General features: G+C 61.6%; 23 protein-coding genes and 1 pseudogene. 10 read left to right on the top strand and 14 right to left on the bottom strand.

The features are described from left to right. Nucleotides 1-88 precede the first annotated feature (88 nt). Nucleotides 89-1,003 carry a DHH family phosphoesterase gene (locus tag M0746_RS08430; RefSeq protein WP_258448787.1) on the top strand — a complete coding sequence of 305 codons (915 nt, stop codon included), beginning with the start codon at nt 89-91 and terminating at the stop codon, nt 1,001-1,003. Nucleotides 1,004-1,082: 79 nt separating this feature from the next. Here M0746_RS08430 and M0746_RS08435 read toward each other — a convergent pair. Together M0746_RS08435 and M0746_RS08440 are read right to left on the bottom strand one after the other, a co-directional pair. After that, a pseudogene (locus M0746_RS08435) lies at nt 1,083-1,948 on the bottom strand (CAP domain-containing protein). A gap of 258 nt (nt 1,949-2,206) precedes the next feature. Then, complete coding sequence (locus M0746_RS08440) at nt 2,207-2,977, bottom strand: alpha/beta hydrolase (protein ID WP_258448788.1); 771 nt, start codon at nt 2,975-2,977, stop codon at nt 2,207-2,209. A gap of 109 nt (nt 2,978-3,086) precedes the next feature. Here M0746_RS08440 and M0746_RS08445 point away from each other — a divergent pair, with 109 nt between their 5' ends. Then, nucleotides 3,087-4,031, top strand: a complete 945-nt coding sequence (locus M0746_RS08445; protein WP_258448789.1) for an aldo/keto reductase — start codon at nt 3,087-3,089, stop codon at nt 4,029-4,031. 322 nt (nt 4,032-4,353) lie between these two features. Here the strand turns inward: M0746_RS08445 and M0746_RS08450 are convergent, their stop codons facing one another. Continuing rightward, a complete protein-coding gene (locus M0746_RS08450) occupies nt 4,354-5,247 on the bottom strand; it encodes a LysR family transcriptional regulator (RefSeq protein WP_258448790.1) in 894 nt (297 codons plus the stop codon). Between the two features lie 97 nt (nt 5,248-5,344). On the opposite strand from M0746_RS08450, the gene M0746_RS08455 reads away from it, so the two are divergent. Then, the gene (locus M0746_RS08455) at nt 5,345-5,818 is read left to right on the top strand and encodes a (R)-mandelonitrile lyase (protein WP_258448791.1); all 474 of its coding nucleotides are present in this window, start codon (nt 5,345-5,347) and stop codon (nt 5,816-5,818) included. Between the two features lie 255 nt (nt 5,819-6,073). On the opposite strand, the gene paoC is transcribed toward M0746_RS08455, so the two are convergent. From paoC to M0746_RS08475, 4 genes are all read right to left on the bottom strand, one after another. Beyond that, nucleotides 6,074-8,272 carry an aldehyde oxidoreductase molybdenum-binding subunit PaoC gene (gene paoC, locus M0746_RS08460; RefSeq protein ID WP_258448792.1) on the bottom strand — a complete coding sequence of 733 codons (2,199 nt, stop codon included), beginning with the start codon at nt 8,270-8,272 and terminating at the stop codon, nt 6,074-6,076. Then, complete coding sequence (locus M0746_RS08465; RefSeq protein ID WP_258448793.1) at nt 8,269-9,225, bottom strand: FAD binding domain-containing protein; 957 nt, start codon at nt 9,223-9,225, stop codon at nt 8,269-8,271. Before M0746_RS08465 ends, paoC begins: the two co-directional genes overlap by 4 nt. Next, a complete protein-coding gene (gene paoA, locus M0746_RS08470; RefSeq protein ID WP_258448794.1) occupies nt 9,222-9,845 on the bottom strand; it encodes an aldehyde dehydrogenase iron-sulfur subunit PaoA in 624 nt (207 codons plus the stop codon). Before paoA ends, M0746_RS08465 begins: the two co-directional genes overlap by 4 nt. Before the next feature lie 287 nt (nt 9,846-10,132). Beyond that, complete coding sequence (locus M0746_RS08475; protein WP_258448795.1) at nt 10,133-11,887, bottom strand: L-lactate permease; 1,755 nt, start codon at nt 11,885-11,887, stop codon at nt 10,133-10,135. Nucleotides 11,888-12,130: 243 nt separating this feature from the next. On the opposite strand from M0746_RS08475, the gene M0746_RS08480 reads away from it, so the two are divergent. Continuing rightward, nucleotides 12,131-12,337, top strand: a complete 207-nt coding sequence (locus M0746_RS08480; RefSeq protein WP_258448796.1) for a hypothetical protein — start codon at nt 12,131-12,133, stop codon at nt 12,335-12,337. A 56-nt stretch (nt 12,338-12,393) separates the two neighbouring features. Here the strand turns inward: M0746_RS08480 and M0746_RS08485 are convergent, their stop codons facing one another. Next, on the bottom strand, nt 12,394-12,672 hold the full coding sequence (locus tag M0746_RS08485; protein ID WP_258448797.1) for a hypothetical protein: 279 nt from the start codon (nt 12,670-12,672) through the stop codon (nt 12,394-12,396). A gap of 444 nt (nt 12,673-13,116) precedes the next feature. Here M0746_RS08485 and M0746_RS08490 point away from each other — a divergent pair, with 444 nt between their 5' ends. Further along, nucleotides 13,117-14,199 (top strand): hypothetical protein, encoded by a 1,083-nt coding sequence (locus M0746_RS08490; RefSeq protein ID WP_258448798.1) that lies wholly within the window; start codon nt 13,117-13,119, stop codon nt 14,197-14,199. Nucleotides 14,200-14,201: 2 nt separating this feature from the next. Beyond that, on the top strand, nt 14,202-14,555 hold the full coding sequence (locus M0746_RS08495; protein WP_258448799.1) for a DUF1428 domain-containing protein: 354 nt from the start codon (nt 14,202-14,204) through the stop codon (nt 14,553-14,555). Between the two features lie 128 nt (nt 14,556-14,683). On the opposite strand, the gene M0746_RS08500 is transcribed toward M0746_RS08495, so the two are convergent. Beyond that, on the bottom strand, nt 14,684-14,878 hold the full coding sequence (locus tag M0746_RS08500; protein ID WP_258448800.1) for a hypothetical protein: 195 nt from the start codon (nt 14,876-14,878) through the stop codon (nt 14,684-14,686). 108 nt (nt 14,879-14,986) lie between these two features. Between M0746_RS08500 and thpR the strand changes: the two genes are divergently transcribed. After that, nucleotides 14,987-15,526, top strand: a complete 540-nt coding sequence (thpR, locus tag M0746_RS08505) for an RNA 2',3'-cyclic phosphodiesterase (protein WP_258448801.1) — start codon at nt 14,987-14,989, stop codon at nt 15,524-15,526. A gap of 369 nt (nt 15,527-15,895) precedes the next feature. Here thpR and M0746_RS08510 read toward each other — a convergent pair whose 3' ends face one another. From M0746_RS08510 to M0746_RS08530, 5 genes are all read right to left on the bottom strand, one after another. Beyond that, a complete protein-coding gene (locus M0746_RS08510) occupies nt 15,896-16,993 on the bottom strand; it encodes a polyamine ABC transporter substrate-binding protein (protein ID WP_258448802.1) in 1,098 nt (365 codons plus the stop codon). A 123-nt stretch (nt 16,994-17,116) separates the two neighbouring features. Further along, complete coding sequence (locus M0746_RS08515; protein ID WP_090282857.1) at nt 17,117-17,989, bottom strand: ABC transporter permease subunit; 873 nt, start codon at nt 17,987-17,989, stop codon at nt 17,117-17,119. Continuing rightward, nucleotides 17,986-18,867, bottom strand: coding sequence for an ABC transporter permease subunit (locus tag M0746_RS08520; protein WP_425516445.1), 882 nt, complete (start codon nt 18,865-18,867; stop codon nt 17,986-17,988). Before M0746_RS08520 ends, M0746_RS08515 begins: the two co-directional genes overlap by 4 nt. 29 nt (nt 18,868-18,896) lie before the next feature. Further along, nucleotides 18,897-20,039 (bottom strand): ABC transporter ATP-binding protein, encoded by a 1,143-nt coding sequence (locus tag M0746_RS08525; protein WP_093102369.1) that lies wholly within the window; start codon nt 20,037-20,039, stop codon nt 18,897-18,899. Between the two features lie 368 nt (nt 20,040-20,407). Further along, the gene (locus tag M0746_RS08530; protein ID WP_258448803.1) at nt 20,408-21,169 is read right to left on the bottom strand and encodes a gamma-glutamyl-gamma-aminobutyrate hydrolase family protein; all 762 of its coding nucleotides are present in this window, start codon (nt 21,167-21,169) and stop codon (nt 20,408-20,410) included. Nucleotides 21,170-21,451: 282 nt separating this feature from the next. Here M0746_RS08530 and M0746_RS08535 point away from each other — a divergent pair, with 282 nt between their 5' ends. The 3 genes from M0746_RS08535 to M0746_RS08545 all read left to right on the top strand — a co-directional run bounded on the left by M0746_RS08535 (nt 21,452) and on the right by M0746_RS08545 (nt 25,904). Beyond that, nucleotides 21,452-22,828: a glutamine synthetase family protein gene (locus M0746_RS08535; protein WP_039763287.1), complete on the top strand. Its 1,377-nt coding sequence runs from the start codon at nt 21,452-21,454 to the stop codon at nt 22,826-22,828. A 252-nt stretch (nt 22,829-23,080) separates the two neighbouring features. After that, on the top strand, nt 23,081-24,571 hold the full coding sequence (locus tag M0746_RS08540; protein ID WP_258448804.1) for an aldehyde dehydrogenase: 1,491 nt from the start codon (nt 23,081-23,083) through the stop codon (nt 24,569-24,571). Between the two features lie 49 nt (nt 24,572-24,620). After that, complete coding sequence (locus M0746_RS08545) at nt 24,621-25,904, top strand: NAD(P)/FAD-dependent oxidoreductase (RefSeq protein ID WP_258448805.1); 1,284 nt, start codon at nt 24,621-24,623, stop codon at nt 25,902-25,904. Nucleotides 25,905-25,965 lie beyond the last annotated feature (61 nt).

A 25,965-nucleotide genomic window follows, 5' to 3' on the forward strand; every position in this document is an offset into this window, starting at 1 on the left:
TCACCTACGAGAGAATTCTCGCCGGCATCGCTCAGGCTTTGAATTTGCCACTGAACGCATCGGCAGCACGGTTTGAGGAGCACGCCTTGTGAGAGTGGTGACGTCCGGTTCGGCATACTTGGACATTGATGCATACGCCTGCTGCATTGCCTACGCCGAACTGCTGAACTGCCTGGGCGTGGCGGCCCGAGCTGTCAGCAGTGCGCCGCTCAATGCCAGCATTCCTCTGCATCTGAAGATCAATGGTGATTCGCTCGACGATTACCTGCCTAAAGCAACGGATGAGTTCGTCCTGGTGGATGTTTCGGACTATCACCATTTCGACCCCTTGGTGGTGCTTGATCAGGTTGTGGAGGTCATCGATCATCATCCCGGTTACGAACATTACTGGGAGCAAAGACTCTTCTCTGCGGCCAATATCCGTCCCATCGGTGCTTGCGCCACACAAGTCTTTCAGCGTTGGGAGAGCGCCGATTTGTTGCCGAATATCAGTCAGCACAGCGCTGCGCTATTGGCCACGGCGATACTGGACAATACCCTGAACTTCACCGGACAAATGACCACGGCGCGGGATGTTCAGGCGTATGCGGTGCTCGCGCGGCTGGCGAATTTATCGGCGGGCTGGCCGGAACAGTATTTCATCGAGTGCCAGGCTGCCGTTGAATCTGACCTTGGCGGCGCATTGGCTGCTGATTTGAAACAAATGAAGCCTGAAACCCAGCTGCCGCAGGTATTCGCGCAAATGACTGTGTGGGATGCCGACACGTTGTTGCAAAAGCATCGCTCAATAATCCACCGCTGGATGGCAGAACAGGGCGATGACTGGGTGCTGAACCTCATCAGTATCCGCGACCGAAAAAGCTGTTTGCTGGCCGAATCACTCGTCAGTCAGTACAAGCTGAGTGCTTTGTTGTCGCTCCACTGGCACGCTGGAATGGCTGTGCTAGAGCCGTCCATGCAGCGCAAAGAGCTGTTGAAACTGGGTCTTTCGGTCTCTTTATAAGCGTGCCATCCAGCATTAATGGCGCGGCCAATTTTCAGCAAACTGCCGCCTGGCGAAGAAATTCCGGGCGGAGCACCCCTCAAGGCGCACCAAACATCATCGTCCAGTACACCCTTCAGCGCTGCGCGCTTCACTGGCAAAGCCGGCGCCGACCTGGGTGAACATCGGGTTCATCAGGTTGGCGCAATGCCCGGGGCTGGCCAGCCATCCGGCCATGGCCTTGCCCGGTGAGCTCTGGCCGGCGGCGATGTTTTCGCCGATTTGCCGCCCGCGATAACCGGCGGCGCGGGCACGGTCGGCTGGCTGTTCGCCGTCCGGGTCGCGGTGGGCGAAGTAGTTGCCGTAGGCCATGGCTTTGCTATGGCCCTGCGCGGCGGCGCCCAATGCCGCGTTCCAGCTCAGGGGCCGTGCGGCGGCGAAGCGTTGGCGGCCGCACATCCGTGGACGGGCGCGGGCGGCGTTGACTTCAGCGAGCAATGCCTTGCCGACGCTGCGGTTGTCACCGACGCGGTTGTCGAGCACCGGTCGCGCCAGCACCACTTGCCATTGATTGTGCGAGCGGCTGACGCCGATGTCGGCATACGTCGCATCGAGCAGCGCGGCGCAGTGCTCGTCGAGCAACTGGTCGAAGGCTTCTTCGGCGTCTTCGGCACCGACCACGCGAATACTGCGCACCGCGGTGGCCGCGTAGCCCGAGGACTTCAGCGCCTCGCGCAGGCCGCCGCCATAGCCATAACCGAGCGGCAGGGCCAGGTTCGCGTTCAGCCGCAACGGTGCCAGACGTTGCGCCGGGCGCCGCTCGCAGCGTTGTGGATGGGCACGATAGTCATTGATCGCGGCCACCAGTTGCCGCTCCGCGCCGGCCTGGGCGGTTTCGACAAATAGCGCAGAAAGGATCAGCAGGCACAGCGAAACGAAGCGAGACGAACGAACGGCGTGGCGCATGGGGCGGGCGGCTCTGAAGGGGACAGCGCAAAAAATCGAGTGAACCGCGGAATGCGGCGCGGGTAGGACTGGCGATTCGCGACTTGGTTCAAGCGATGGGTGGCGGTTTTGGAGCGGGGCGACAAAGGGCGTGATCAGACAAGATGCAATGTTGCGCTGGATGACGCCATCGCGAGCAGGCTCACTCCTACATTTGAAATGCAATTCCCTGTAGGAGTGAGCCTGCTCGCGAAGGGGCCCTTTCGGACAACTCGACTTTCAGCGATTCAACACGTCGCCCATCCACCGCAAATACTCCTCCCGCGCGGCAATCGAGTTATGCCCCGACTCCGGCACCACCCGAAGCACCGCCATGCCCGCAGGGAAATTTTCGAGCAGGCGCTGGGTGCTGGCACGCGGAATCACCTCATCATCACTGGCCGCCAGCAGCAACGTCGGCACGCGGATATGCGCGGCATATTTGCCCGACGCGAAGCGATCCTTAAGCAGCCACTTCACCGGCACCCACGGGTATTGGCGTGCGGCGATTTCTCCGAGGCTGTTGTAAGGCGTCACCAGTATCAGCTGCTGCACCGGTCGCTGGCTGGCCAGGCGCACGGCGACACCCGAGCCGAGACTGCGCCCGATCACGACGATCTGCGGATGACTGGCGTAAACCTGATCGAACAGCGCCAGCGCATCCTCGGCAATCGCCGCTTCGGACGGCGAGCCGTCGCTCTCACCGAAACCACGATAATTGAGCAGGTACAGCGCGTAGTCAGGAAAAGCCTCGGCAAACTCCGGCAGATTAAGCGAGACGTCTTCGGCATTGCCGCCAAAGTACAGCAGCGCCCGCGGACCGTTACGAGCGCGGGTAAGCACCGATACCTTGGCGTCGGGCATCGACAAGGTCATCTGCGAGTCAGGGCTGGCTATGGAGTTGGGCTGCGGGAAGTAAATCAGCGAACGCTGAAACACGACCAGCGCCGCACACAGCACCAGGTACACAGCGACGAGCAATGCGACGAGTGACATCAAGGTTCGGGACATTCGGCTATTTTTAACCGTGGGTGAAGGTGGGCCTCGCAGTGTAGTTCACTGCAATACTCGGCCGCTCGCCACATAACCGGCAACAGATCCATGCAGCAGGGGAGCCAGCATGAGCCACACTGAGGGTTATTCCCGCCGCCGCCTGCTCACGCTGGCGGCCGGGGTTTCGGCGGTCTTCAGCCTTGATCGGGCCTTGGCCAGCCGCACGACGTCCGCGACGACCGGAGGCCAGACCATGCAGACCCGCGCCATCCCCTCCAGCTCCGAGGCGCTGCCGATCGTCGGCCTGGGCACCTATCGCGGTTTCGACGTGGCCCCCGGCGATGCGGTTTATCGGCAGTTGCCGGCGGTACTCGATCGATTGTTCGAAAAGGGCGGCACCCTCATCGACAGTTCGCCAATGTACGGCCGCGCCGAACAGACCACCGGTGAACTGCTGTCGATCCATCAGCCACGTTCGCCGGCATTTCTGGCCACCAAAGTCTGGACGCGCGGACGCGAGGAAGGCATCGCGCAAATGGAGCAGTCATTCAGCCTGCTGCAAACCGAACGTATCGACCTGATGCAGATCCACAACCTGCTCGACTGGCAGACCCACTTGCCGACCTTACGTGAGTGGAAGGAACAGGGGCGCATCCGCTACATCGGCATCACCCACTACACGCCGTCGGCCTACGATGAAGTTGAAGCGGTGCTGAAGACTGAACCTGTGGATTTTCTGCAAATCAATTACGCCCTCGACGATCGCGGCGTCGAGAAACGCATCCTGCCGCTGTGCCGCGAACGCGGGGTCGCGGTGATCTGCAATCGGCCATTCGGTGGCGGTGGCTTGCTCGCGCGGCTCAAGGGCAAGCCGCTGCCCGGCTGGGTTTCCGATGTGCAGGTCAATAGCTGGCCGCAACTGGCACTGAAGTTTCTGCTTTCACACTCAGCGGTAACGTGTGTGATTCCGGGCACCAGCAATCCGCGTTACATGGCGGACAACGTGAAGGCCGGGTTCGGGCCGATGCTCACCGATGCGCAGCGGCATCAATTGGTGGCGCTGTTGGGGTAGTCGCAGCGGCGGGTTATTGCCAAAGCGTCCAAAGGACTGTCAGGTCTGACAGTGGAAAGGGCTGTCGCTGTGATCAATCATGGTGGCCTTCGGTTCTGACAAGGAAGGGCTGCCATGAACAGCGTCCGCCAGACGTTGACCGGCAGTCTCGTTGCCGGTCTGTTGGCGATATCTCTGAACGCGTCGGCAGAATGGGCGCAGTACACCTGTCTGGGACTGGAGCGCGGGCAGCAAGCGACGGTGCTTGCAGCGTCCGAGGCGCAAGCCGTCAGGTTGGTCAGGATTCACTGGCGAAGCGTTGGTTGTTATAAAAATCCAGCGCTCACTCGCGATAGCGCAGCGCCTCCAGCAACAACGCAAACGCCGGCGCTGCCTGGCGCCGGCTCGGGTAGTACAGGTGATAACCGGCGAAGCTCGGGCACCAATCGGTCAGGACCCGCTGCAAATGACCGTCGGCCAGGTACGGTGCGGCGACGTTTTCCGGTATGTAGCTCAGGCCGAAGCCGTCGAGTGCGGCATTCAGTAATGGGTAGACGCCATTCAAGGTGATCTGCCCGGATACCCGCACTTTCAGGCTTTCGCCGTCCTTTTCGAATTCCCAGGCATACAACCCGCCGTTGGTTGGCAGGCGCAGGTTGTTGCAGGCGTGGTCGGTCAGGTCGCGTGGGGTTTGCGGCGCGCTGCGGTGGGCGAAATAGGCAGGGGAGCCGACCACGGCCATGCGCATGTCCGGGCCGATGCGGGTGGCGATCATGCCTTGCGCGACGTCCTCGCCCAGACGCACGCCGGCGTCGAAGCCTTGGCCGGCGATGTCGACGAAGCCGTAATCGCAGCACACTTCAACGGCGATGTCCGGGTAGCGCAAGAGGAAATCCTGCAGCACCGGGCGCAGGATCCAGTCCAGCGAATGGTCGGTGGCGCTGAGACGAATCTTGCCGGCCGGGGTGTCGCGCAGGGTGCTCAGGGCTGCCAGCTCCACTTCGATTTCTTCGAAGCGCGGGCCGATGGTGCGCAACAGGTGCTCGCCGGCCTCGGTAGGCGAAACGCTGCGGGTGGTGCGGGTCAACAGGCGCAAGCCCAGGCGTGCTTCGAGGCCGCGAATGGTGTGGCTCAGCGCCGACTGCGAAACGCCGAGCTTCGCTGCCGCTTTAGTGAAACTGCGCTCGCGGGCCACGGCGAGAAAGGCGAGCAGGTCGGTGGCGTTTTCTCGAAGCATTGATGAGTCATCCGCATAAGTTTTTTCGCATTCTAGGCGATTATTCGCAGAGTAGGGCTGGGTACAGTGGTGGCATTGACTATCAGGAGGAATCGCCATGAACCCGATTGCCGCTTCGGCGTTGACCCTTTCCCTGTTGGCGGGCGAGGTACAGGCCAATGAACCCCCACGCGTCAGCGTAACCCCGAATGGCTCGCAGCCCTCGGCCCAAGGCCCGGCGGACTGGTTTACCGGCACCGTGCGAGTGGATGCGCCGTTCAAGGGCACCGGGCAGGCGCGGGTCAGCGGCGCGACGGTGACCTTTGAACCGGGCGCGCGCACTGCATGGCATACGCATCCGTTAGGGCAGACGTTGATCGTCACGGCGGGCGCGGGGCTGGTGCAGGAATGGGGGCAGCCGGTTCGGCGGATCGGCCCGGGCGATACCGTCTGGATCGCACCGGGGGCCAAGCATTGGCACGGCGCTGCACCGACCACGGCGATGACGCATATCGCCATTGCCGAAGTGCTGGATGGGAAAGTGGTGGAATGGATGGAGCAGGTGGGGGCTGAGCAATATCCCGAAGAATGACTTTATTTCACCAACCGACCCCTGGCACCCCATGCTAGTGCGCCAGGCGTTACCCTCACCCCAGCCCTCTCGAAACGTCGGACCGCCCGGAGGGAGAGGGAGCCGACCGAGGTGTTTGGCGTCATACGTCGACCTGTAAAACCGCATCGATTATGGATTCACCACAGCACGTCCAGGTCGGCGCAACCCTCGAACATCCCCAATCAGTTCCCTCTCCCTTCGGGAGAGGGCTAGGGTGAGGGGCTTTTCAGGGCCTCAGATCATCTCCGGCAACGAAGAAAGCACCTTGTCCAGAGTTATCGGATACTCCCGCACCCGCGCGCCAGTGGCGTTATAGATCGCATTGGCCACCGCCGCACTCACGCCGCAAATCCCCAATTCACCGACACCCTTGGCCTTCATCGGCGAGGAAATCGGGTCGGTCTCATCGAGGAAAATCACCTCCTGATGGGGAATGTCGGCATGCACCGGCACTTCGTATCCGGCCAGGTCATGGTTGACGAAAAAGCCCAGTCGGGTATCCACCGCCAGTTCTTCCATCAACGCCGCACCGACGCCCATGGTCATCGCACCGATCACCTGGCTGCGCGCCGAGGTCGGGTTGAGAATCCGACCCGCCGCGCACACCGCGAGCATGCGCCGCACGCGGACTTCGCCGGTGGCGGCATCGACGGCGACTTCGACGAAATGCGCGCCGAAAGTCGACTGCTGATACTTCTCGGCCAGATCGCCGAATTCGATGCTGTCCTCGCCAACCAGGGCGCCGCCTTCTGCGGCATTGCGCAACGGCAGGGTTTTACCGCCAGCGCGCACCTGGCCGTCGACGAATTCGGCCTGGTCTGCCGCCATACCGAGTTTGCCGGCCACCGCCTCACGCAGTTTCACGCACGCGGCATATACGCCGGCGGTCGAGCAGTTGCCGCCGAACTGACCGCCCGAGCCTGCCGATACCGGGAAGTTCGAGTCACCCAGATGCACCGTCACATCATCAAGGCTGACACCCATCATTTCGGCGGCAGTCTGCGCGATGATCGTGTAGCTACCGGTGCCGATGTCGGTCATGTCGGTTTCTACCGTGACCTTGCCGTCGCGTTCCAGCCGCACCCGCGCACCAGACTTGACCAGCAGGTTGTTGCGAAACGCCGCCGCCACGCCCATGCCGATCAGCCAGCGGCCTTCGCGGCGCGTGCCAGGTTTGGCGTGGCGCTGATCCCAGCCGAATTTCTGCGCCCCAAGCTCCAGGCACTTGACCAGTTGACGTTGGGAAAACGGCCGCTCGGTTTTGACCGGGTCGACCTGGGTGTCGTTGAGAATGCGGAACTGGATCGGGTCCATGTTCAGCTGCTCGGCCATCTCATCCATGGCGATTTCCAGCACCATCAGCCCCGGCGCTTCACCCGGTGCGCGCATCGCGTTGCCCTCGGGCAGGTCCAGTGGCGCGAGGCGCATGCTGACGCGGCGGTTGTCTGCGGCATAGAGTAATTGGCTCGGCTGCGCGGCGAGTTCGACCTTGCCGTCGGCGAGGTTGCCCGACCAGCCTTCGTGAGCGATGGCAGTGAGTTTGCCGTCTGCCGTTGCACCCATGCGGATGCGCTGAATCGTCGCCGGGCGATGGGTGGTGTTGTTGGCCATTTGTGGGCGGGCGAGGGCGACTTTTACCGGGCGGCCAGCCATGCGTGCCCCGAGGGCGGCGAGAATCGCGTCAGCGCGTACGAACAGTTTGCCGCCGAAACCGCCACCAATGTAAGGCGAAACGATGCGCACTTTTTCCTTCGGCAAGCCGAGGGTCTTCGCTACATCGCCGACGCTCCAGGCGACCATCTGATTGGAGGTCCACAAGGTCAGTTGATCGTCGTCCCATGCCGCCAGAGTCGAGTGCGGTTCCATCATCGCGTGGGACTGGTCCGGCGTGGTGTAGGTGCGGTCAAACTGCACCGGCGCCGCGGCAAACGCCTTGTCGAAATCGCCGTGATTGACGTCGGGCAATTCGTCTTTCGGCTCGACGCCCAAATCGCGCACGCTGGCCAGATCGAACTTGCCCTCGCTGGTTTCGTAATCGACCTTGACCAGCTGCGCCGCCGCGCGCGCCTGTTCGAAGGTCTCGGCCACCACCAGCGCAACCGCTTGCTGATAATGCTGCACCTCGGGATGGGCGAGCAGGTGCGCGGCGTTGTATTGGCCCTTGTCGAGCTTGCCGGCATTGGCGCCGGTGACGATCGCCAGCACACCGGGCGCGGCTTTTGCCTCGTCGAGGTGGATGGCTTTGATCCGGCCCTTGGCAATGCCGGCATCGACCATGAAACCGTACGCCTGATTGGCTGCCGCTTCATGTTGCTCGTAGGCGTAGGTGGCCTGACCGCAGGTTTTCAACCGGCCTTCGACGCGTGGGGTGGGTTGGCCGACCACTTTCAACTGGTCGATCGGGTTAGTGGTGGCGGGCGTGTCGAATTTCATGCCGTTTCCCTCGCTTGCGCCAACACCGCGCCGAGCGTGCGCTCGACCAGGGTCAGTTTGAATTGGTTGTCGTCGGTCGGTGTCGCGCCTTCGAGCAGGCGCTGGCTGACGGCTTTGGCGCCTTGCGGCAGGAGCGCTTCGGCGGCTTCGACGCGCCACGGTTTCGGCGCGATGCCACCGACCGCCACGCGGCCGCTGCCGTCCTTCTGCAAGATCAAGCCGACCGAGACCAGCGCAAACGCATAGGACGAGCGATCACGCACCTTGTGGTAGATGTGCGTGCCGCCCACCGGCGGCGGCAGGGTTACGGCGGTGATGAACTCGCCGGGCGTGAGGCTGGTTTCGATGTGCGGCGTGTCACCAGGCAACTGATGGAAATCGGCCATGGCGATGCTGCGTGTGCTGCCGTCGGGTTTCACCGTCTCGATCTGCGCATCGAGGGCGCGCATCGCGATGGCCATGTCACTTGGATGGGTGGCAATGCACGCCTTGCTGACACCGATGATGCCCAGCTGCCGCGTGACTCCGCCGAGGGCTGCGCAGCCGCTGCCGGGGTTGCGTTTGTTGCAGGCCTGATGGGTGTCGTAGAAGTACGGGCAGCGGGTGCGTTGCAGCAGGTTGCCGGCGGTGGTGGCCATGTTGCGCAGTTGCCCCGAAGCCCCGGCGAGCAGGGCGCGGGAGAGCAGGGCGTAATCCTTGCGCACGCGCGCATCGGCGGCCAGATCGGTGTTGCGCACCAGCGCGCCGATGCGCAAACCGCCCTCGGGCGTGGCTTCGATCTGATCCAGGCCCAAATGATTGATATCGATCAGATGCGGCGGTGTTTCGATGTCGAGCTTCATCAGATCCAGCAGGTTGGTGCCGCCGGCAATGAACCGTGCGCCTTCGACCTGAGCGGCTTGTGCGGCGGCTGCGGCGGGCGAGTCGGCGCGGCTGTAATTGAACGCTCTCATGCCGATTCCTCCGCGACTTCAGTGATGGCTTCGATGATGTTGGAGTAGGCGCCGCAACGGCAGATGTTGCCGCTCATGCGTTCCTGCAATTCTGCGGCGATCAGCTGCGGCGGTTCGGTCAGGCTCGGGCTGACGTGGCTGGGAATGCCGTCGCGGATTTCCTTGAGCACCGCCACCGCTGAGCAGATCTGCCCCGGCGTGCAGTAGCCGCACTGATAACCGTCATGTTTGATGAACGCCGCTTGCATCGGGTGCAGCGTGTCGGGCATGCCGAGGCCTTCGATGGTGGTGACCTCGCTGCCGTCATGCATCACCGCCAGCCTCAGGCAGGAATTGATCCGCCGGCCATCGGCGATCACCGTGCAGGCGCCGCACTGGCCGTGGTCGCAGCCTTTCTTGGTGCCGGTCAGCTGCAGGTGCTCGCGCAGGGCGTCGAGCAGGGTGGTGCGTGTATCGACGGTCAACTCGCGCGGTTGGCCGTTGACGTTGAGGGTCACTTTGCTCATGGCGGGTTGCTCCAGATTGGCCGCATAGGCCTTGAGGCTGATAAACGGGGGCATCGCAAACGCGGTCGCAGTCACAGCGCCGAGGATCAAAAAACTGCGTCGGGAAATCGTCATGGTTCGATTCCTTGTCTCTCATCAGGCGGCAGGGATCACAGATGGCCCTGTCGGGCGCGCCGGCATGCATGCCAGTCTCGTAAAAGGAGTGACCGCAGGGGAGGGGTAAAGGTTTTGTCGGATTTCGCGCTAAGCGTTATGCGCGCCGTTCATCAATATCAGGCCAACGCAAATCCCTGTGGGAGCGAGCCTGCTCGCGAAGGGGCCGGCAAAGCCAATATCTTCATTGGCTGACCGGACGCTATCGCGAGCAGGCTCGCTCCCACAGGGAAAAATGATGTAGCGGGTTAATGTGCGCCCACCACCATCGAGGTAAACGGCGCCACATACGCCTGCAACGTCACCAGTCCGCCGACCAGGATCGCCAGTACGATCGAGTGGAAGAACACGTAGCGCAGAATCTCGCCCTCATGCCCGTACCAGCGGGTGGCGGTGGAGGCGACCACGATCGATTGCGCGTCGACCATTTTGCCCATCACCCCACCGGAGCTGTTCGCCGCCGCCATCAGCACCGGGCTGATGCCAAGCTGTTCCGAGGTGACCCGTTGCAAGCCGCCGAACAGCACGTTCGACGCCGTGTCCGAACCGGTCAGCGCTACGCCGAGCCAGCCGAGCAGGGTGCCGAACATCGGATAGAAAATCCCCGTCGCCGCAAACGCCAGGCCCATGGTCGCGTCGAGCCCCGAATACCGCGTGAGGAACCCCAGCGCCAGCATCGCCGCAATGGTGATCAACGAAAACCGCACCACCCACAGCGTGCGCAGGTATTGCCTGACCAACTGCGGGATCGAATAGCCCATCAACAGCCCGCCGACAATCGCCGCCAGCAGAATCCCGCTGCCGGTCGCGGTGAGCCAGGTGAATTTGTACACCGCCTCTTCGGCTTTCGGCGCAGCCACCACCGGCGGCACTTTTTCGATCTGCAAGTGCAAGCTGGTGAAGGTTACGGCCGGGGCGAAAATCGGGTTGGCCTCGCGCAGCGGTTTGCCTTGCGCATCGAGCCTGGCCGACTGCGTCACCGGATCAATCGCCGGGCGGGTGTCGAACATGTTTTTGAAGCCTTGGGTGCCCCAGGCAAACACGAACACCGTGAGGATGATCCATGGCATCCACGCACGCATCACCGCCGGCCGCGCCTGATCGCTGAACGCGGCGCTGGCGGTGACTTTTTCTTCATCGACTTTGGAGTTGTCGACGCGCCCCGAGAGCGCCGCCGAGGTGTGAATGGTCGCCGGTTTCCACACCTTCAGAAACAGCGTCAGGCAGGCCATGGAAATCAGCGCAGCGATGACGTCCACCAGCATCGGCCCGTGGTAGTTCGACACGAGAAATTGCGGGATGGCGAAGCTGACGCCAGCCACCAGAATCGCCGGCCACACTTCGAGCATCTTGCGCCAGCCGGCGAAAGCCCAGATCAGCCAGAACGGTACCAGCACCGAGAAGAATGGCAGCTGCCGACCGACCATCATCGACAGCTCCATTTCATCCAGCCCGGTGACTTTCGCCAAGGTGATGATCGGCGTGCCCAGCGCGCCGAACGCCACCGGCGCGGTGTTGGCGATCAGCGCCAGCCCCGACGCCGCCAGCGGCGAAAACCCCAGGCCGATCAGAATCGCCCCGGTCACGGCCACCGGTGTGCCGAAACCGGCCGCGCCTTCGAAAAAGGCACCGAAGCAAAAGGCGATCAGCAGCAACTGCAAACGGCGGTCGTCGGTGATGCGTGCGAGGGAATCCTGCAGCACTTTGAACGAGCCGTTTTCGGTGGTCAGGCGATGCAGAAAGATGATGTTGAGCACGATCCAGCCGATCGGCAGCAGGCCATTCGCCGCGCCAAACAACGCCGCCGAGCCGGCCATGCCCGCCGGCATGTCGAAGGCGAAAATCGAAATCAGCAAGGCCGAGGCCAGCGCCAACAGCGCGGCCAGATGCGCCTTGACGTGGAAAAATGCCAGCGCGGCGAGCATCACCACCACCGGCACGGCGGCCATCAGTGTGGAAATCACTGGATTGCCAAACGGGTCATACACTTGCTGCCAGACCATGGTCCACCTCTGCTTGTTGTTATTGAGGGCGCAGATCCATTGCGTGGGGGTTGGTTGCAAGCAGTATAGGTGGCGTTTCGCCGCTGTTCGGCGATGACGAACGAGGCGACCAACGGTCGATGCTGGCCACTGAATCAACCGCATTTTGCCCGGTCGTATCTGCGGCTGCGCGCACCGCGTGCCGAAAGCGTGGGCAGCGTGGCCGATTCCGTCGTCAAGACCTTGGTTTTAGGGAAGTTCTGAATGAAGCAAGCGACAACGATCCTGTTGACTGTGACCGCCGCCATTCTGCTCGGTGGCTGTGTCGCGGATTTTGATGATGACCACCGCCATGGCCGGCACTACGACCGCGATCACGGTCGCTATTACGACCACGACCGGCGCTGGGATGACCGCGATGACGATCGTCGCGACGGGCGTCGCTACTACCGTGATCGGGATGATGATTGATTGAACGCAAAAGGGCGTCCCGCGATGGGACGCCCTTTTTGTTTAGCCTTCGATACTCAAGAAAAACGAGCGCTCGCCCGGACGCTGGATCGCGCAGGCACGGCGGCCTCGATGTCCAGCAAATGGGTGGCGAGAATGTCGCTCAGAAAACGGAATTGATCGTTGAAGCCGACCACTTCATTGCTGAAGTGATTGCTGGCAGCGGGCATCAGCAGGTCCTCGAACGCTTCGTTGAACACCAGCGCGCGGGCCTTGTGCGACACGACGTGCTGAGCGTAATAGTTGCTGCCGAACACTGGGAAACTCACGCAGAGGGTGACTTGGGTGTGAATCATGTTGTGAACTCCTCGTTGTGTTTCGGATGGCTTAATCGTGCCTTTCATCGGCGGTTGGCGGAAGGCAATCGTGGCGATGGTGAATATCGATGGCGGTGATGGTTGGGTTCTGCGGTGTTGCTGATGCCCTCATCGCTGGCAAGCCAGCTCCCACAGAGGTTTCAGCGACCGCAGGTTTTGTATGCAGACCACAAACTTGTGGGGAGCTGACAAGCCAGCTCCCACAGAGGTTTTCAGTGACCGCAGGTTTTGTATGCAGACCACAAACCTGTGGGGGCTGGCAAGCCAACTCCCAACAGAGGTTCCAGCGACCGCAGGTTTTGTATGCAGACCACAAACCTGTGGGAGCTGGCTTGCCAGCGATGAGGCCGGTGCAGCCACCCTCAATATTCACTGACCCACCTATACTCAAATCCGCCCCCGTTCATCCAAGGAACCAGCACCGTGAACCCGCGTGCGCTGCTGATCGCCGCACTGCTCATCCTGACCGGCTGCGCCAGCTCGGTGCGGGCGCCGGTGATTGCGCCGCGCGCCGTGGTGGTGTCACCGGCCACCTGGCAGCAGATCGACCGGGAAATCGTCAGCGCGTCGCAACAGGCCACCGCGCAGGTCAAGCTGTTCGCCCGTGGCTCGATGGAACATTGGCGCACTCGGGTCTATCAGCAAACTGAAGAAAATTTCATTCCGTGGTTCAGCAGCTACTGGACCCAGGAATGGCTGTCGATGAAAGTCAGCTGGTACACGATCAATGCCGGCGGCGAGCAGGACGCCTCGGCCAAGCGTCTGGCGGCGTATCTGCTTGAGCAATATCAGGAACGGGTGCTGGCGCCGGTGGCGGTGGAGATCGACCCGGACACGATTCTCGCCCAGGCCACCGCGTTCTATGCGCAATTGATGGCGCAGCAGATGCCGTTGATCGCCCAGCGCCACGGGGTGCCGGTCGCGCAGCTCAACGGGCGCTTGCAGAAAGTTCCGGCCATCGCCCTCGGCCCGCCGCCGGCGCGCGATGCCTCGTTGTTTCAGGTCATCAGCACTGAGTCGCTGAATACTTTGCCGGCGTATGCCGCGCTGATCGACAAGATCCACACCGACGGCGGCGCCAAAGGCATCGCCTCGACCGAGGCGGCGATGGCGCCGGTGGCCAAACGCGCGAGTCAGCGCATGGAGGCGGAAATGGCCCCGCGCGGTGCTGCCAGTGCGGTTGCCGCGGCGGCCGGGAAACTCGCGGGTGGATTGATCTCGGTGGGCGTGGCGGGAATTCGCGCGATCATCCAGGCCAATGACCGTCCCGACAGCGAAGCGCTGATCCGCAGCAGTCTGGGCGGGACCTTCGACAAGGCCTGGCTGACGCTGGTGCAAAACCCGACCACCGGGGTGATGGCCGGCACACTGCACATGGCCGGGCAGGTCGAGCGTTATCTGGGTGGCGGCGATGAGCCGCCGGTCGGGCTGGGCGTGAATCGTGTCGAATGGCAACCGCCGCAAGCGACCAGTCAGCAGCTCGAACCCAATCTGCAAGGAGAATGATCATGGCTTACATCGATATTTTCGTGGCGCCGGTGCCGAACGCCAATCACGAGCAGTACAAAAAACATTGTGAAATCGCCGCGCGGCTGTTCAAGGAATACGGCGCCACGGAGGTGATGCAGTGTTGGGGCGACGACGTCCCGGAAGGCAAGCTCACCTCGTTCCCCATGGCGGTCAAACTCAAGGACGGCGAGACCGTATCGTCCGGCTGGCTGATCTGGCCGGACAAGGCTACTCGCGACGCCGGCATGGCGAAAATGATGGAAGACCCGCGCATGCAGCCGGACGTCAACCCGATGGGTTTCGATGGGCAGCGGATGATTTTTGGCGGTTTCAAGAACCTCCTCGAATCCTGAGTGCCTGCAGGACCATTGTGGGAGCGAGCCTGCTCGCGAAGGCGCCCGATCAGAAAAATCCTTGTTGATTGACCCACCGCATTCGCGAGCAGGCTCGCTCCCACAGGGTTAGTGTTGACTGGCTGTGTTCACTCGGGTGACGGGGCGATGCGGCAGCCTTTGCGCTGGCGGATCTGTTCATCGGTCGGGCGTTCGCGGACGAATTCAAAGCGTGCCTCACCGTCGGAGTAAATCACCAGCCAGCCCCATTCCAGCTGGCTTTCATCTTGCCCGGGTTGCGGTGGCCGGGCCCACCACGGTTCTTTGCTGAGGATCTCGCGCATGGCTGCCTCCGGTTGATAGCGATCCTTGAACTATAGCCGCCTGTCACCGGTCGTCAGAACAGGCTGTGTAAAATCGACCGCTGACAGTGAGCCAAGGGGGCAGGGACCATGATCGATGAAGTGCGCAGGGATGAGCCGTTCAAGCGGCTGTTTTTCGCCTTGGACTGCCCGCCGGCGCAGCGCAAGGCAATCGCGCAATGGCGCAGTGAATTGCGCCTGCGCACCGGCAAACCGGTGCCGGCGGATAATTTTCATCTGACCCTGCTGTTCCTCGGCGCCGTGCCGTTGGCGCAGATTCAGCCTGTCTGCGAAGCCGCGGCCCAGGTGCGCACGCCGGGCGCTGCGTTAAGGATTGCTCTGGATCGCCTGCAGGTGTGGCACCGTGCCGGGGTCTTGTCGCTGGCGCCGGAACAAGCGCCGCCGGCATTGTTGCGTCTGGTCTACGCACTGGAACAAGCCATGTTGCCGTTCGGTTTTGAAGAGGCGCCGCGCGAATTTCGCCCGCACCTGACCCTGGCCCGGGAATTTCGCGCACCTGAGCCTGAGGCCGGCACACCGCCGGAATTCTTCCTGCGCGCCGAACGCTTCGCCCTGTTCGAATCGCACAAGGGCCGCTATCGGATTATTCAGGACTGGCCGCTGATCTGATGGCAAAAAAAGGCGCCCGAGGGCGCCTGAAATTCACCTGAACCGAGGAAGCTAGGTGAGGCCGTTCAGAGCAGGGGCAGCGGTGGTAAGGCGCTGCGTGAACGGAAAGGGTTGCGCAAATCGTTCCCACCCTGTGCGGGGAATGCCTCAATGGACGCTTTGTGTGCGCCGTGGAATGGGACGCGGAGCGTCCCGGGCTGCATTCCTTTGCTGTGCGTGGGAACGATCAATTACCGAATTCGATCGCAAAACCTGTGGGAGCTGGCTTGCCAGCGATAGGGCCAGCACATCTAGCGTCATCGTTGTCTGACCCACCGCCATCGCTGGCAAGCCAGCTCCCACAGGGTTTATCAGTGTTGACTGGCGTGGTTATCTACCGAGTTTTACTCGGGTCCAGCCGCGCGTCATGATCCGCTGGGTGGCGATCGGTTGATCCGGCACCGCGTACAGCGTGGCCATCACCGCTTGCGACGGGTAGGAGCCGGGGTCGTTGCGGATCGCTTCGTCCACCAGTGGCGTTGCGGCGGCGTTGGCATTGCTGTAGCCGTTGCTGTTGGTGATTTCGGCGATGATCTCCGGGCGCATCAAGAAGTCCATGAACCGGTAAGCATTCTCGACGTTCGCCGCATCACGCGGGATGGCGACCATGTCGTAGAAGCTGCCGGCACCTTCCTTGGGGATGCTGTAGTCGATCACCACGTTGTTACCTGATTCCACCGCGCGGGCCTTGGCCTGGAGGACGTCACCGGAGTAACCGACCGCCACGCAGATGTTGCCGTTGGCCAGGTCGGAGATGTATTTCGAGGAATGGAAATACGCCACGTTCGGGCGGATTTTCATGAACAGCGCCTCGGCTTCCTTGATGTGCGCGGTGTCCCTGTCGTTCACCGGGTAGCCCAGATAGTGCAGGGCAGCCGGGATCATCTCGGTCGGCGAATCGAGGAAACTGATGCCGCAAGCCTTGAGCTTTTCCGCGTTCTCGGGTTTGAACAGCAAGTCCCACGAGTTGGTCGGCGCGTCGGCACCGAGCACTTCCTTGACCTTGGCCGGATTAAAACCGATGCCGATCGAGCCCCACATGTACGGGAACGCGTGGGCGTTGTCCGGATCGCTGGCGGAGGCGTTTTTCAGCAGCACCGGGTTGAGGTTCTTCCAGTTCGGCAGCTTGGTTTTGTCCAGCGGTTGATAGACGCCGGCCTTGATCTGCTTGGCCAGAAAACTGTTCGACGGCACCACCAGGTCGTAACCGGATTTGCCCGCCAGCAAACGTGCCTCAAGGGTTTCGTTGCTGTCGAAGACGTCGTAGGTCACGCGGATACCGGTTTCGTCTTCGAACTTCTTCACGGTGTCCGGGGCAATGTAATCGGACCAGTTGTAAACCCGCAGCACCTTATCGTTGGCCTGGGCGCCCATGATCATTGCGCCCATCAAGGACAGTGTCAGCAGAGTCCTGCCAAACATTTTCATCGGTACAACTCCCTTCTTTTTATTCACTTCAAGCAAAGGCCCCTCACCCTGACCCTCTCCCGGCGGAGAGGGGACTGACCGAGGGGCCGGACAACATTTGCGCAAACTCGCGAGTGATGCGGATCAGGCAGTCGCCGCACGTTGCGGCTGCCATGCTTCGTTGGCGGTCTGATCCATCGCTTCCTGAATCGCCCGCTTGCGGTTGGCTTCTGCCTTGCGACCGAAGTACCAGACAAGGAAGGTCACCAGCGACACCGCCAGTAGAATCAGGCTGGCCACGGCGTTGATCTCAGGCTTCACACCCAGACGCACCGCCGAGAACACTTCCATCGGCAGCGTCGTGGAGCCGGGCCCAGACACAAAGCTCGCCAATACCAGGTCATCCAGCGACAAGGCAAACGACATCATCCCGCCCGCCGCCAGCGACGGCGCGATCATCGGGATGGTGATCAGGAAAAACACCTTGAACGGCTTCGCACCGAGATCCATCGCCGCTTCTTCGATCGACAGGTCCAGCTCGCGAAGGCGCGCGGAGACTACCACCGCCACATAGGCTGCACAAAACGTGGTGTGGGCGATCCAGATCGTCACGATGCCACGCTCCTGCGGCCAGCCGATCAGTTGCGCCATCGCCACGAACAGCAGCAACAGCGACAGACCGGTGATCACTTCCGGCATCACCAACGGCGCGGTGACCAGACCGCCAAACAGCGTGCGGCCCTTGAAGCGCGTCACCCGCGTCAGAACGAAGGCGGCGAGGGTGCCCAGTGCGACCGCAGCAATCGCGGTGTAGCAGGCGATTTCCAGCGAGCGCAGCACCGAGCCCATCAATTGCGTGTTGTCGAGCAGGCCGACGTACCACTTCACCGACCAGCCACCCCACACCGTCACCAATTTGGAGGCGTTGAACGAGTAGATCACCAGAATCAGCATCGGCAGATAAATGAACATCAGGCCGAAGATCAGCATGAACTTGGAAAAATTGAAGCGTTTCATCCCCGTGCCTCCATCTCTTTGGCCTGGCTGCGGTTGAACAGCAGAATCGGCACAATCAGGATCAACAGCATTACCACCGCCAGCGCAGACGCCACCGGCCAGTCGCGGTTATTGAAGAACTCTTGCCACAGCACGCGGCCGATCATCAGCGTCTCCGGGCCGCCCAACAGCTCCGGAATCACGAACTCACCGACCACTGGAATGAACACCAGCATGCAGCCGGCAATGATCCCGTTCTTGGCCAGCGGCACGGTGATTTTCCAGAAGTTGTTGAAGTTGCTCGAACCCAGATCCTGCGCGGCTTCGAGCAGGCTGTTGTCGTGCTTGACCAGGTTGGCGTACAGCGGCAATACCATGAACGGCAGATACGCGTAGACCACACCGATATACACCGCGGTGTTGGTGTTGAGGATCTCGATCGGCTGATCGGTCAGCCCGGTCCACATCAGAAACGCGTTGAGCAAACCGTTGTTGCTGAGAATGCCCATCCACGCGTATACGCGGATCAGGATCGCCGTCCAGGTCGGCATCATGATCAACAGCAGCAGGACGTTTTGCGTTTCCTTGCCGGTTTTGGTGATCGCGTAAGCCATCGGGAAACCGATCAGCAGACACATCACGGTGCTCAGCGCGGCGACCTTCAGCGAACCGAGGTAGGCCGACAGGTACAGATCGTCTTCGCCGAGCAGGGTGTAGTTGCCGATGTTCAGCAGCAGCTGGAATTTCTGTTCGGCGTAGGTGTAGATCTCCGAGTACGGCGGGATCGCCAGCGCGGCTTCGGAGAAGCTGATCTTCATCACCAGAAAAAACGGCAGCATGAAGAACAGGAACAGCCAGATGAACGGAATGCCGATCACCAGTTTTCGCCCGCTGGGCACCAGGCGCAGGAATTGCTGATTGAAGGTTCTCATGAGCGCAGCACCACGCCGCTGTCGTCTTCCCACCAGACGTAGACCTTGTCGTCCCAGGTCGGCCGTGCGCCACGGCGTTCGGCGTTGGCCATGAACGACTGGACGATCTTGCCGCCGGGCAATTCGACGTAGAACACCGAGTGGCCGCCGAGGTAGGCGATGTCATGCACCTTGCCTTCGGACCAGTTGTAGCGGCCCTCCGGTTGGGTGGTGCTGACGAGCATTTTTTCCGGGCGAATCGCGTAGGTGATCGACTTGTCCTGCACCGAGGTGCTGACGCCGTGACCGACGTAGATCTTCTGCTGCAGATCCGGGCTGTGAATGATCGCGTGGCCTTCCAGATCTTCCACCACGGTGCCATCGAAGGCGTTCACGTTGCCGATGAATTCACAGACCATGCGGCTGACCGGCGCTTCATAGATGTCGACCGGGCTGCCGATCTGGGCGATCCAGCCCAGGTGCATGATCGCGATGCGCTCGGCCATGGTCATGGCTTCTTCCTGATCGTGAGTCACCATCACGCAGGTCACGCCGACGCGTTCGATGATCTCGACCAGCTCCAGTTGCATCTGCGAGCGCAGCTTTTTATCCAGCGCACCCATCGGCTCGTCGAGCAGCAACAGCTTCGGGCGCTTGGCCAGCGAGCGGGCGAGGGCGACGCGTTGGCGCTGGCCGCCGGACAACTGGTGCGGGCGGCGCTTGGCGTATTGGGTCATGTGTACAAGGCGCAGCATTTCTTCGACGCGGGCATCGATTTCGCTGGCGGGCAAACGGTCCTGCTTGAGGCCGAAGGCGATGTTCTGCGCGACGGTCATGTGCGGGAACAGCGCGTAGGACTGGAACATCATGTTGATCGGCCGCTCGTACGGCGGCATGTCGGTGATGTCCACGCCATCGAGCAGAATCCGCCCTTCAGTCGGGCGCTCGAAACCGGCGAGCATGCGCAACAGGGTCGATTTGCCCGAACCCGAGCCCCCCAGCAGCGCGAAGATTTCGCCCTGATGGATCTCCAGGGACACATCGTCCACGGCCACGGTTTCATCGAACTTCTTGGTGACACGATCGACTTTCACCAACACCTTTTTCGGTTGCTGATGACCTTCAAGTGCCTTCCTGTAAGTGCTGGAGGCGTTTGCCATGTGAAACTCCCAACAGGTTTCGTTTGCCTGGCCAATGTGGCCGGGCTTAAGTGGATTGCGGAGCTGCATGAGCATCACTTGTCGAATCACCTTCCCCTGTGGGAGCTGGCTTGCCAGCGATGGCGGTGGGTCAGTCACCACAGATGTTGCAGGTGACGGCCTCATCGCTGGCAAGCCAGCTCCCACAAGGTTTCGCGTTGATCTGACGGGTATTGCTCAAACCGGTCCGGCTTGTTCGGCGCCGCCGTCCTGGCTGCCTGGGTCGTACTTGTTGTTATCACGGGTGTTGCTGTACACGGCTGCCGGATGCGCGCAAGCGCTCCCGACCGCCATGGGGGCAGTAAATCGTTAGGTGTATCTGGGGGGTGTCAGCGCTGGTTGCGTCGCGCCGCCCGTTGTCGGCAGGCCGCGCCGAACGCCTGGAAAATCTTCAGGTAGTTCGGGTTGTCCAGTACTTGCCATTCCGGGTGCCACTGCACGCCGAGGGCGAAGGTCGGGCTGTGCTCGACCGAGATCGCCTCGATCAAGCCATCCGGCGCCACGGCTTCGGCGCGCAGGCCGGGCGCGAGGCGGTCGATGCCCTGGCTGTGAATCGAGTTGACCTGAAACTCACCCGGCAGCTCGAGCGCTTCGAACACGCCGCCCGCGAGCACGGTCACCGCGTGGGCCGGTGCGTATTGCACGGCCGCATCCGGGCTGTCGGCTTCGCGGTGGTCGAGCATGCCCGGCAGCTCATGCACCTTCTGATGCAGGCTGCCGCCAAACGCCACGTTCATTTCCTGAAAGCCACGGCAAATGCCCAGCACTGGAACGCCCGCGGCGATGGCTGCACGTAATAGAGGAAGGGTGGTGGCGTCCCGCGCCGGATCGTGATCCGTACCGGGGGCGCTGGCCGGGCCTTGATAGTGGAAAGGTTCCACGTTCGACGGCGAGCCGGTCAGCAGCAGACCGTCGAGCTGACCGAGCAGGTCGTCGATTTCGGTCAGGCTGCCAAGGGAAGGAATGACCACCGGCAACCCTTCAGCGCCAACGCTGACAGCGCGAACATATTTGTCGCCGCTGATGTGATAGGGGTGCAGGCCAATCTGTTTGACGCACGCAGTAACGCCGATCAATGGCTTGAATGCCATTTTTATTCACCTCGAAGTCTGACACTTGAACGAGCTTTTCCGGAGCTTAGCCTCGTTGATTTTAATTAACAACTGCCATGTAAAAAATTCTAAACGCCGCTCATCCAATCGGTAACGTTTTCGCTGCTCTGGGGCCTGCTTTGCCACGAGAGTGTTAAAAAAAGCCCGAAAAATAAAGGCTGCGGGGCGCTGTGTTCGCTATTGACTTCACTTTGCCTTTCGGATTGACTGGCTGCGTGACAAGGTAGTGAACATAATAATTAACAGCTAAATAGGTGCATCATGTCGGTCCCTCTGCGTACCGTTCAACTCAACGAAGCCAACGCATTCCTTAAGAAATATCCTGAGGTTTTGTACGTCGACCTTCTGATTGCGGATATGAACGGTGTGGTGCGCGGCAAGCGCATCGAACGCACCAGTCTTCATAAGGTGTACGAAAAAGGCATCAACCTGCCGGCCTCGCTTTTCGCGCTGGACATCAACGGCTCCACGGTGGAAAGCACCGGGCTGGGTCTGGACATCGGTGATGCTGACCGCATCTGCTACCCGATTCCCGGCACCCTGAGCATCGAGCCTTGGCAAAAGCGCCCGACTGCACAACTGCTGATGACCATGCACGAGATCGAAGGCCAACCGTTTTTCGCCGACCCGCGTGAAGTGCTGGCCAATGTCGTGCGCAAGTTCGACGACATGGGCCTGACCATTTGCGCGGCGTTTGAACTGGAGTTCTATCTGATCGACCAGGACAACGTGAACGGCCGTCCGCAGTCGCCACGTTCGCCGGTGTCCGGCAAGCGTCCGGTGTCGACCCAGGTCTACCTGATCGACGATCTCGACGAATACGTCGATTGCCTGCAAGACATCCTCGAAGGCGCGAAAGAGCAGGGCATCCCGGCTGACGCCATCGTCAAGGAAAGCGCCCCGGCGCAATTCGAAGTCAACCTGCATCACGTCTCCGACCCGATCAAGGCCTGCGACTACGCGGTGCTGCTCAAGCGTCTGGTGAAGAACATCGCCTACGACCATGAGATGGACACCACCTTCATGGCCAAGCCGTATCCGGGTCAGGCCGGCAACGGTCTGCACGTGCACATTTCGATTCTGGACAAAGAAGGCAACAACATCTTCGCCAGCGAGGATCCCGAGCAGAACGCCGCACTGCGTCACGCGATCGGCGGTGTGCTCGAGACCCTGCCGGCGCAAATGGCTTTCCTTTGCCCGAACGTCAACTCGTACCGCCGCTTCGGCGCACAGTTCTATGTGCCGAACTCGCCGAGCTGGGGCATCGACAACCGCACCGTCGCCGTGCGCGTGCCGACCGGTTCCGCCGACGCCGTGCGCATCGAGCACCGCGTCGCCGGCGCCGATGCCAACCCGTACCTGCTGATGGCCTCGGTGCTCGCGGGTATTCACCACGGCCTGACCAACCAGATCGAACCGGGCGCCCCGGTCGAAGGCAACAGCTACGAGCAGAACGAACAGAGCCTGCCGAACAACTTGCGTGATGCCCTGCGTGAGCTGGACGACAGCGAGGTCATGGCGCGCTATATCGACCCGATGTACATCGATGTGTTTGTCGCGTGCAAGGAAAGCGAACTGGCGGAGTTCGAGAACTCGATTTCTGACCTTGAGTACAACTGGTATCTGCATACGGTCTGAAGATCAAAAGCCCCTCACCCTAACCCTCTCCCAGGGAGGGAGGGGACTGATCGGGGGATGCTCGGACCATCCGCCAACCTGAACGATTTTTGCCGAATCCATATTCGACTCGGTCGTTCAGGTCGGCGCAGATTTTGAGCATCCCCCAATCGGTCCCCTCTCCCCCCGGGAGAGGGCTAGGGTGAGGGCAGCCCTCTCAAGCCAGACACAGAAACCAGACCACCCCCTAATCCCCCTCGTCGAGCCAAAACAATGACCAAAACCCGCAACGACTGGGAACAACGCTTCCAGTCCCTGACCCTCGAAGCCCGCGCCTTCATCAACGGTGAATACCGCCCGGCCATCAGCGGCGAAACATTCGAATGCCTGAGCCCGGTCGACGGCCGTTTTCTCGCCGCCGTCGCCAGCACCGATGAAGCCGACGCCAACCTCGCCGTCGAGGCCGCGCGTCAGTCTTTCAATTCCGGCGTGTGGGCGAAAAAAGCCCCGGCCGAGCGCAAGCGCATCCTGATCCGCTTCGCCGATCTGATCCTGCAGAACCAGGAAGAACTGGCGCTGCTGGAAACCCTCGACATGGGCAAGCCGATCAGCGACTCGATGAGCATCGACATCCCCGCGGCCGCCAACGCGATCCGCTGGAGTGCCGAGGCGATCGACAAGATCTACGACGAAGTCGCCGCCACCCCGCACGACCAGCTCGGCCTGGTCACCCGCGAGCCATCCGGTGTGGTCGCGGCCATCGTGCCGTGGAATTTCCCGCTGATCATGGCCAGCTGGAAATTCGCCCCGGCGCTCGCGGCGGGCAACTCGTTCATTCTCAAACCGTCGGAAAAATCCCCGCTGACGGCGATTCGCATCGCCCAGTTGGCGCTGGATGCCGGCATTCCGAAAGGCGTGTTCAACGTGCTGCCAGGCTTTGGCCACACCGTCGGCAAGGCGCTGGCGCTGCACATGGACGTCGACGTGCTGGCCTTCACCGGCTCCACGGCGATCGCCAAGCAGCTGATGATTTACGCCGGGCAAAGCAACATGAAACGCGTCTGGCTCGAAGCCGGCGGCAAGAGCCCGAACGTGGTGTTTGCCGACGCCCCGGACTTGCGCGCGGCAGCCGAAGCGGCGGCCAGCGCCATCGCCTTCAACCAGGGCGAAGTGTGCACGGCCGGTTCGCGCCTGCTGGTCGAGCGTTCGATCCGCGAGCAGTTCATTCCGCTGCTGGTGGAAGCGTTGCAAGCGTGGAAACCGGGGCATGCCCTCGATCCGGCGACCACCGTCGGCGCCGTGGTCGATCAGCGTCAACTCGACAACGTGCTGCGCTACATCAGCATCGGTCGCGAGCAGGGCGCCGAGCTGATCGCCGGCGGCCAGCGCACCCTCGAAGAAACCGGCGGCCTCTATGTGCAACCGGCGATCTTCGACGGCGTGACCAACGCGATGACCATCGCCCAGGAAGAAATCTTCGGCCCGGTGCTGTCGCTGATCACCTTCGACAGCGCCGAAGAGGCGCTGCAGATCGCCAACGACAGCATCTTCGGCCTCGCCGCCGGCGTCTGGACCAGCAACCTCAGCAAGGCGCACACCTTCGCCCGTGGCTTGCGTGCCGGCAGCGTCTGGGTCAACCAGTACGACGGCGGCGACATGACTGCACCGTTCGGTGGCTTCAAGCAGTCGGGCAACGGTCGCGACAAATCGCTGCACGCGTTCGACAAGTACACCGAGCTGAAAGCAACCTGGATCAAGCTCTAATTCTTTTACAGCGGCGGTCGCCAGCGTCTGGCGGCCATCGGAGAAATTTATGAAACAGCAACACGTCAACAGCTACTACGCCGCCACCCGCAACGAAGTCATCGACTTCCCGACCCTCGAAGAGTCGGTCGAGTGCGACGTCTGCATCATCGGCGCCGGTTATACCGGCTTGTCCTCGGCACTGTTCCTGACTGAAGCGGGCTACAAAGTGACCGTGCTCGAAGCGGCGAAAGTCGGCTACGGCGCCAGCGGTCGCAACGGCGGACAACTGGTCAACTCCTACAGCCGCGACGTCGATGTGATCGAAGCGCGCTACGGTGACAAGACTGCGGAAATTCTCGGCAGCATGATCTTCGAAGGCGCGGATATCATCCGTTCGCGCATCAAGGATTACGACATCCAGTGCGACTACCGCCCGGGCGGTATTTTCGCGGCGCTGAACAAGAAACAACTCAATGGCCTGGCCGAGCAAAAGCGCAGCTGGGAGCGTTACGGCAACCAACATCTGAAGATGCTCGACGCCGCTGACATTCGTCGCGAAGTTGGCTCCGACGCCTATGTCGGCGGGCTGCTGGACATGCAGGGCGGGCACATTCACCCGCTGAACCTGGCGCTCGGAGAAGCGGCAGCGATCGTGCGCTTGGGCGGCAAGATCTACGAGCAATCGGCTGCGGTGGAAATCAAGTACGGCGAGCCAAACATCGTGCGCACCGCCAAAGGCCAGGTCCGCGCCAAGTACCTGCTGATCGCCGGCAACGCCTACCTGCCACAAGGCCTCGACAACCGCGTGACCGCGAAAAGCATGCCGTGCGGCTCGCAGATCGTCGTCACCGAACCGTTGACCGAGCAGCAGGCGCGCAGTCTGATCACCAACAACTACTGCGTCGAGGACTGCAATTATCTGCTTGATTACTACCGCCTCACCGCCGACAACCGTCTGCTTTACGGCGGCGGCGTGGTCTACGGCGCGCGCGAGCCGGACGACATAGAACAACTGATCCGCCCGAAGATCCTCAAGACCTTCCCGCAGCTCAAGGACGTGAAGATCGACTACCGCTGGACCGGCAATTTCCTGCTGACCATGTCGCGCATGCCGCAATTCGGCCGCATCGAGAAAAACGCCTATTACATGCAAGGCTACAGCGGCCACGGCGTCACCTGCTCGCACCTGGCGGGCAAACTGATCTCGGAAATGATCCGCGGCGACGCCGAACGCTTCGACGCCTTCGCCTCGCTGCCGCACATGCCGATGCTCGGCGGCCGCACCTTCTCCGCACCGCTGACCGCCCTCGGCGCCGTCTACTACTCGCTGCGTGACCGCTTCGGCGTTTGATTGACCTCACCGGCGGCGGCCCCAAACCCCGCCGGTTTCACTTATGCAAAAGCACTGATGT

This window comes from Pseudomonas sp. S11P7, assembly GCF_023195435.1.
GTDB lineage: Bacteria > Pseudomonadota > Gammaproteobacteria > Pseudomonadales > Pseudomonadaceae > Aquipseudomonas > Aquipseudomonas fluorescens_G.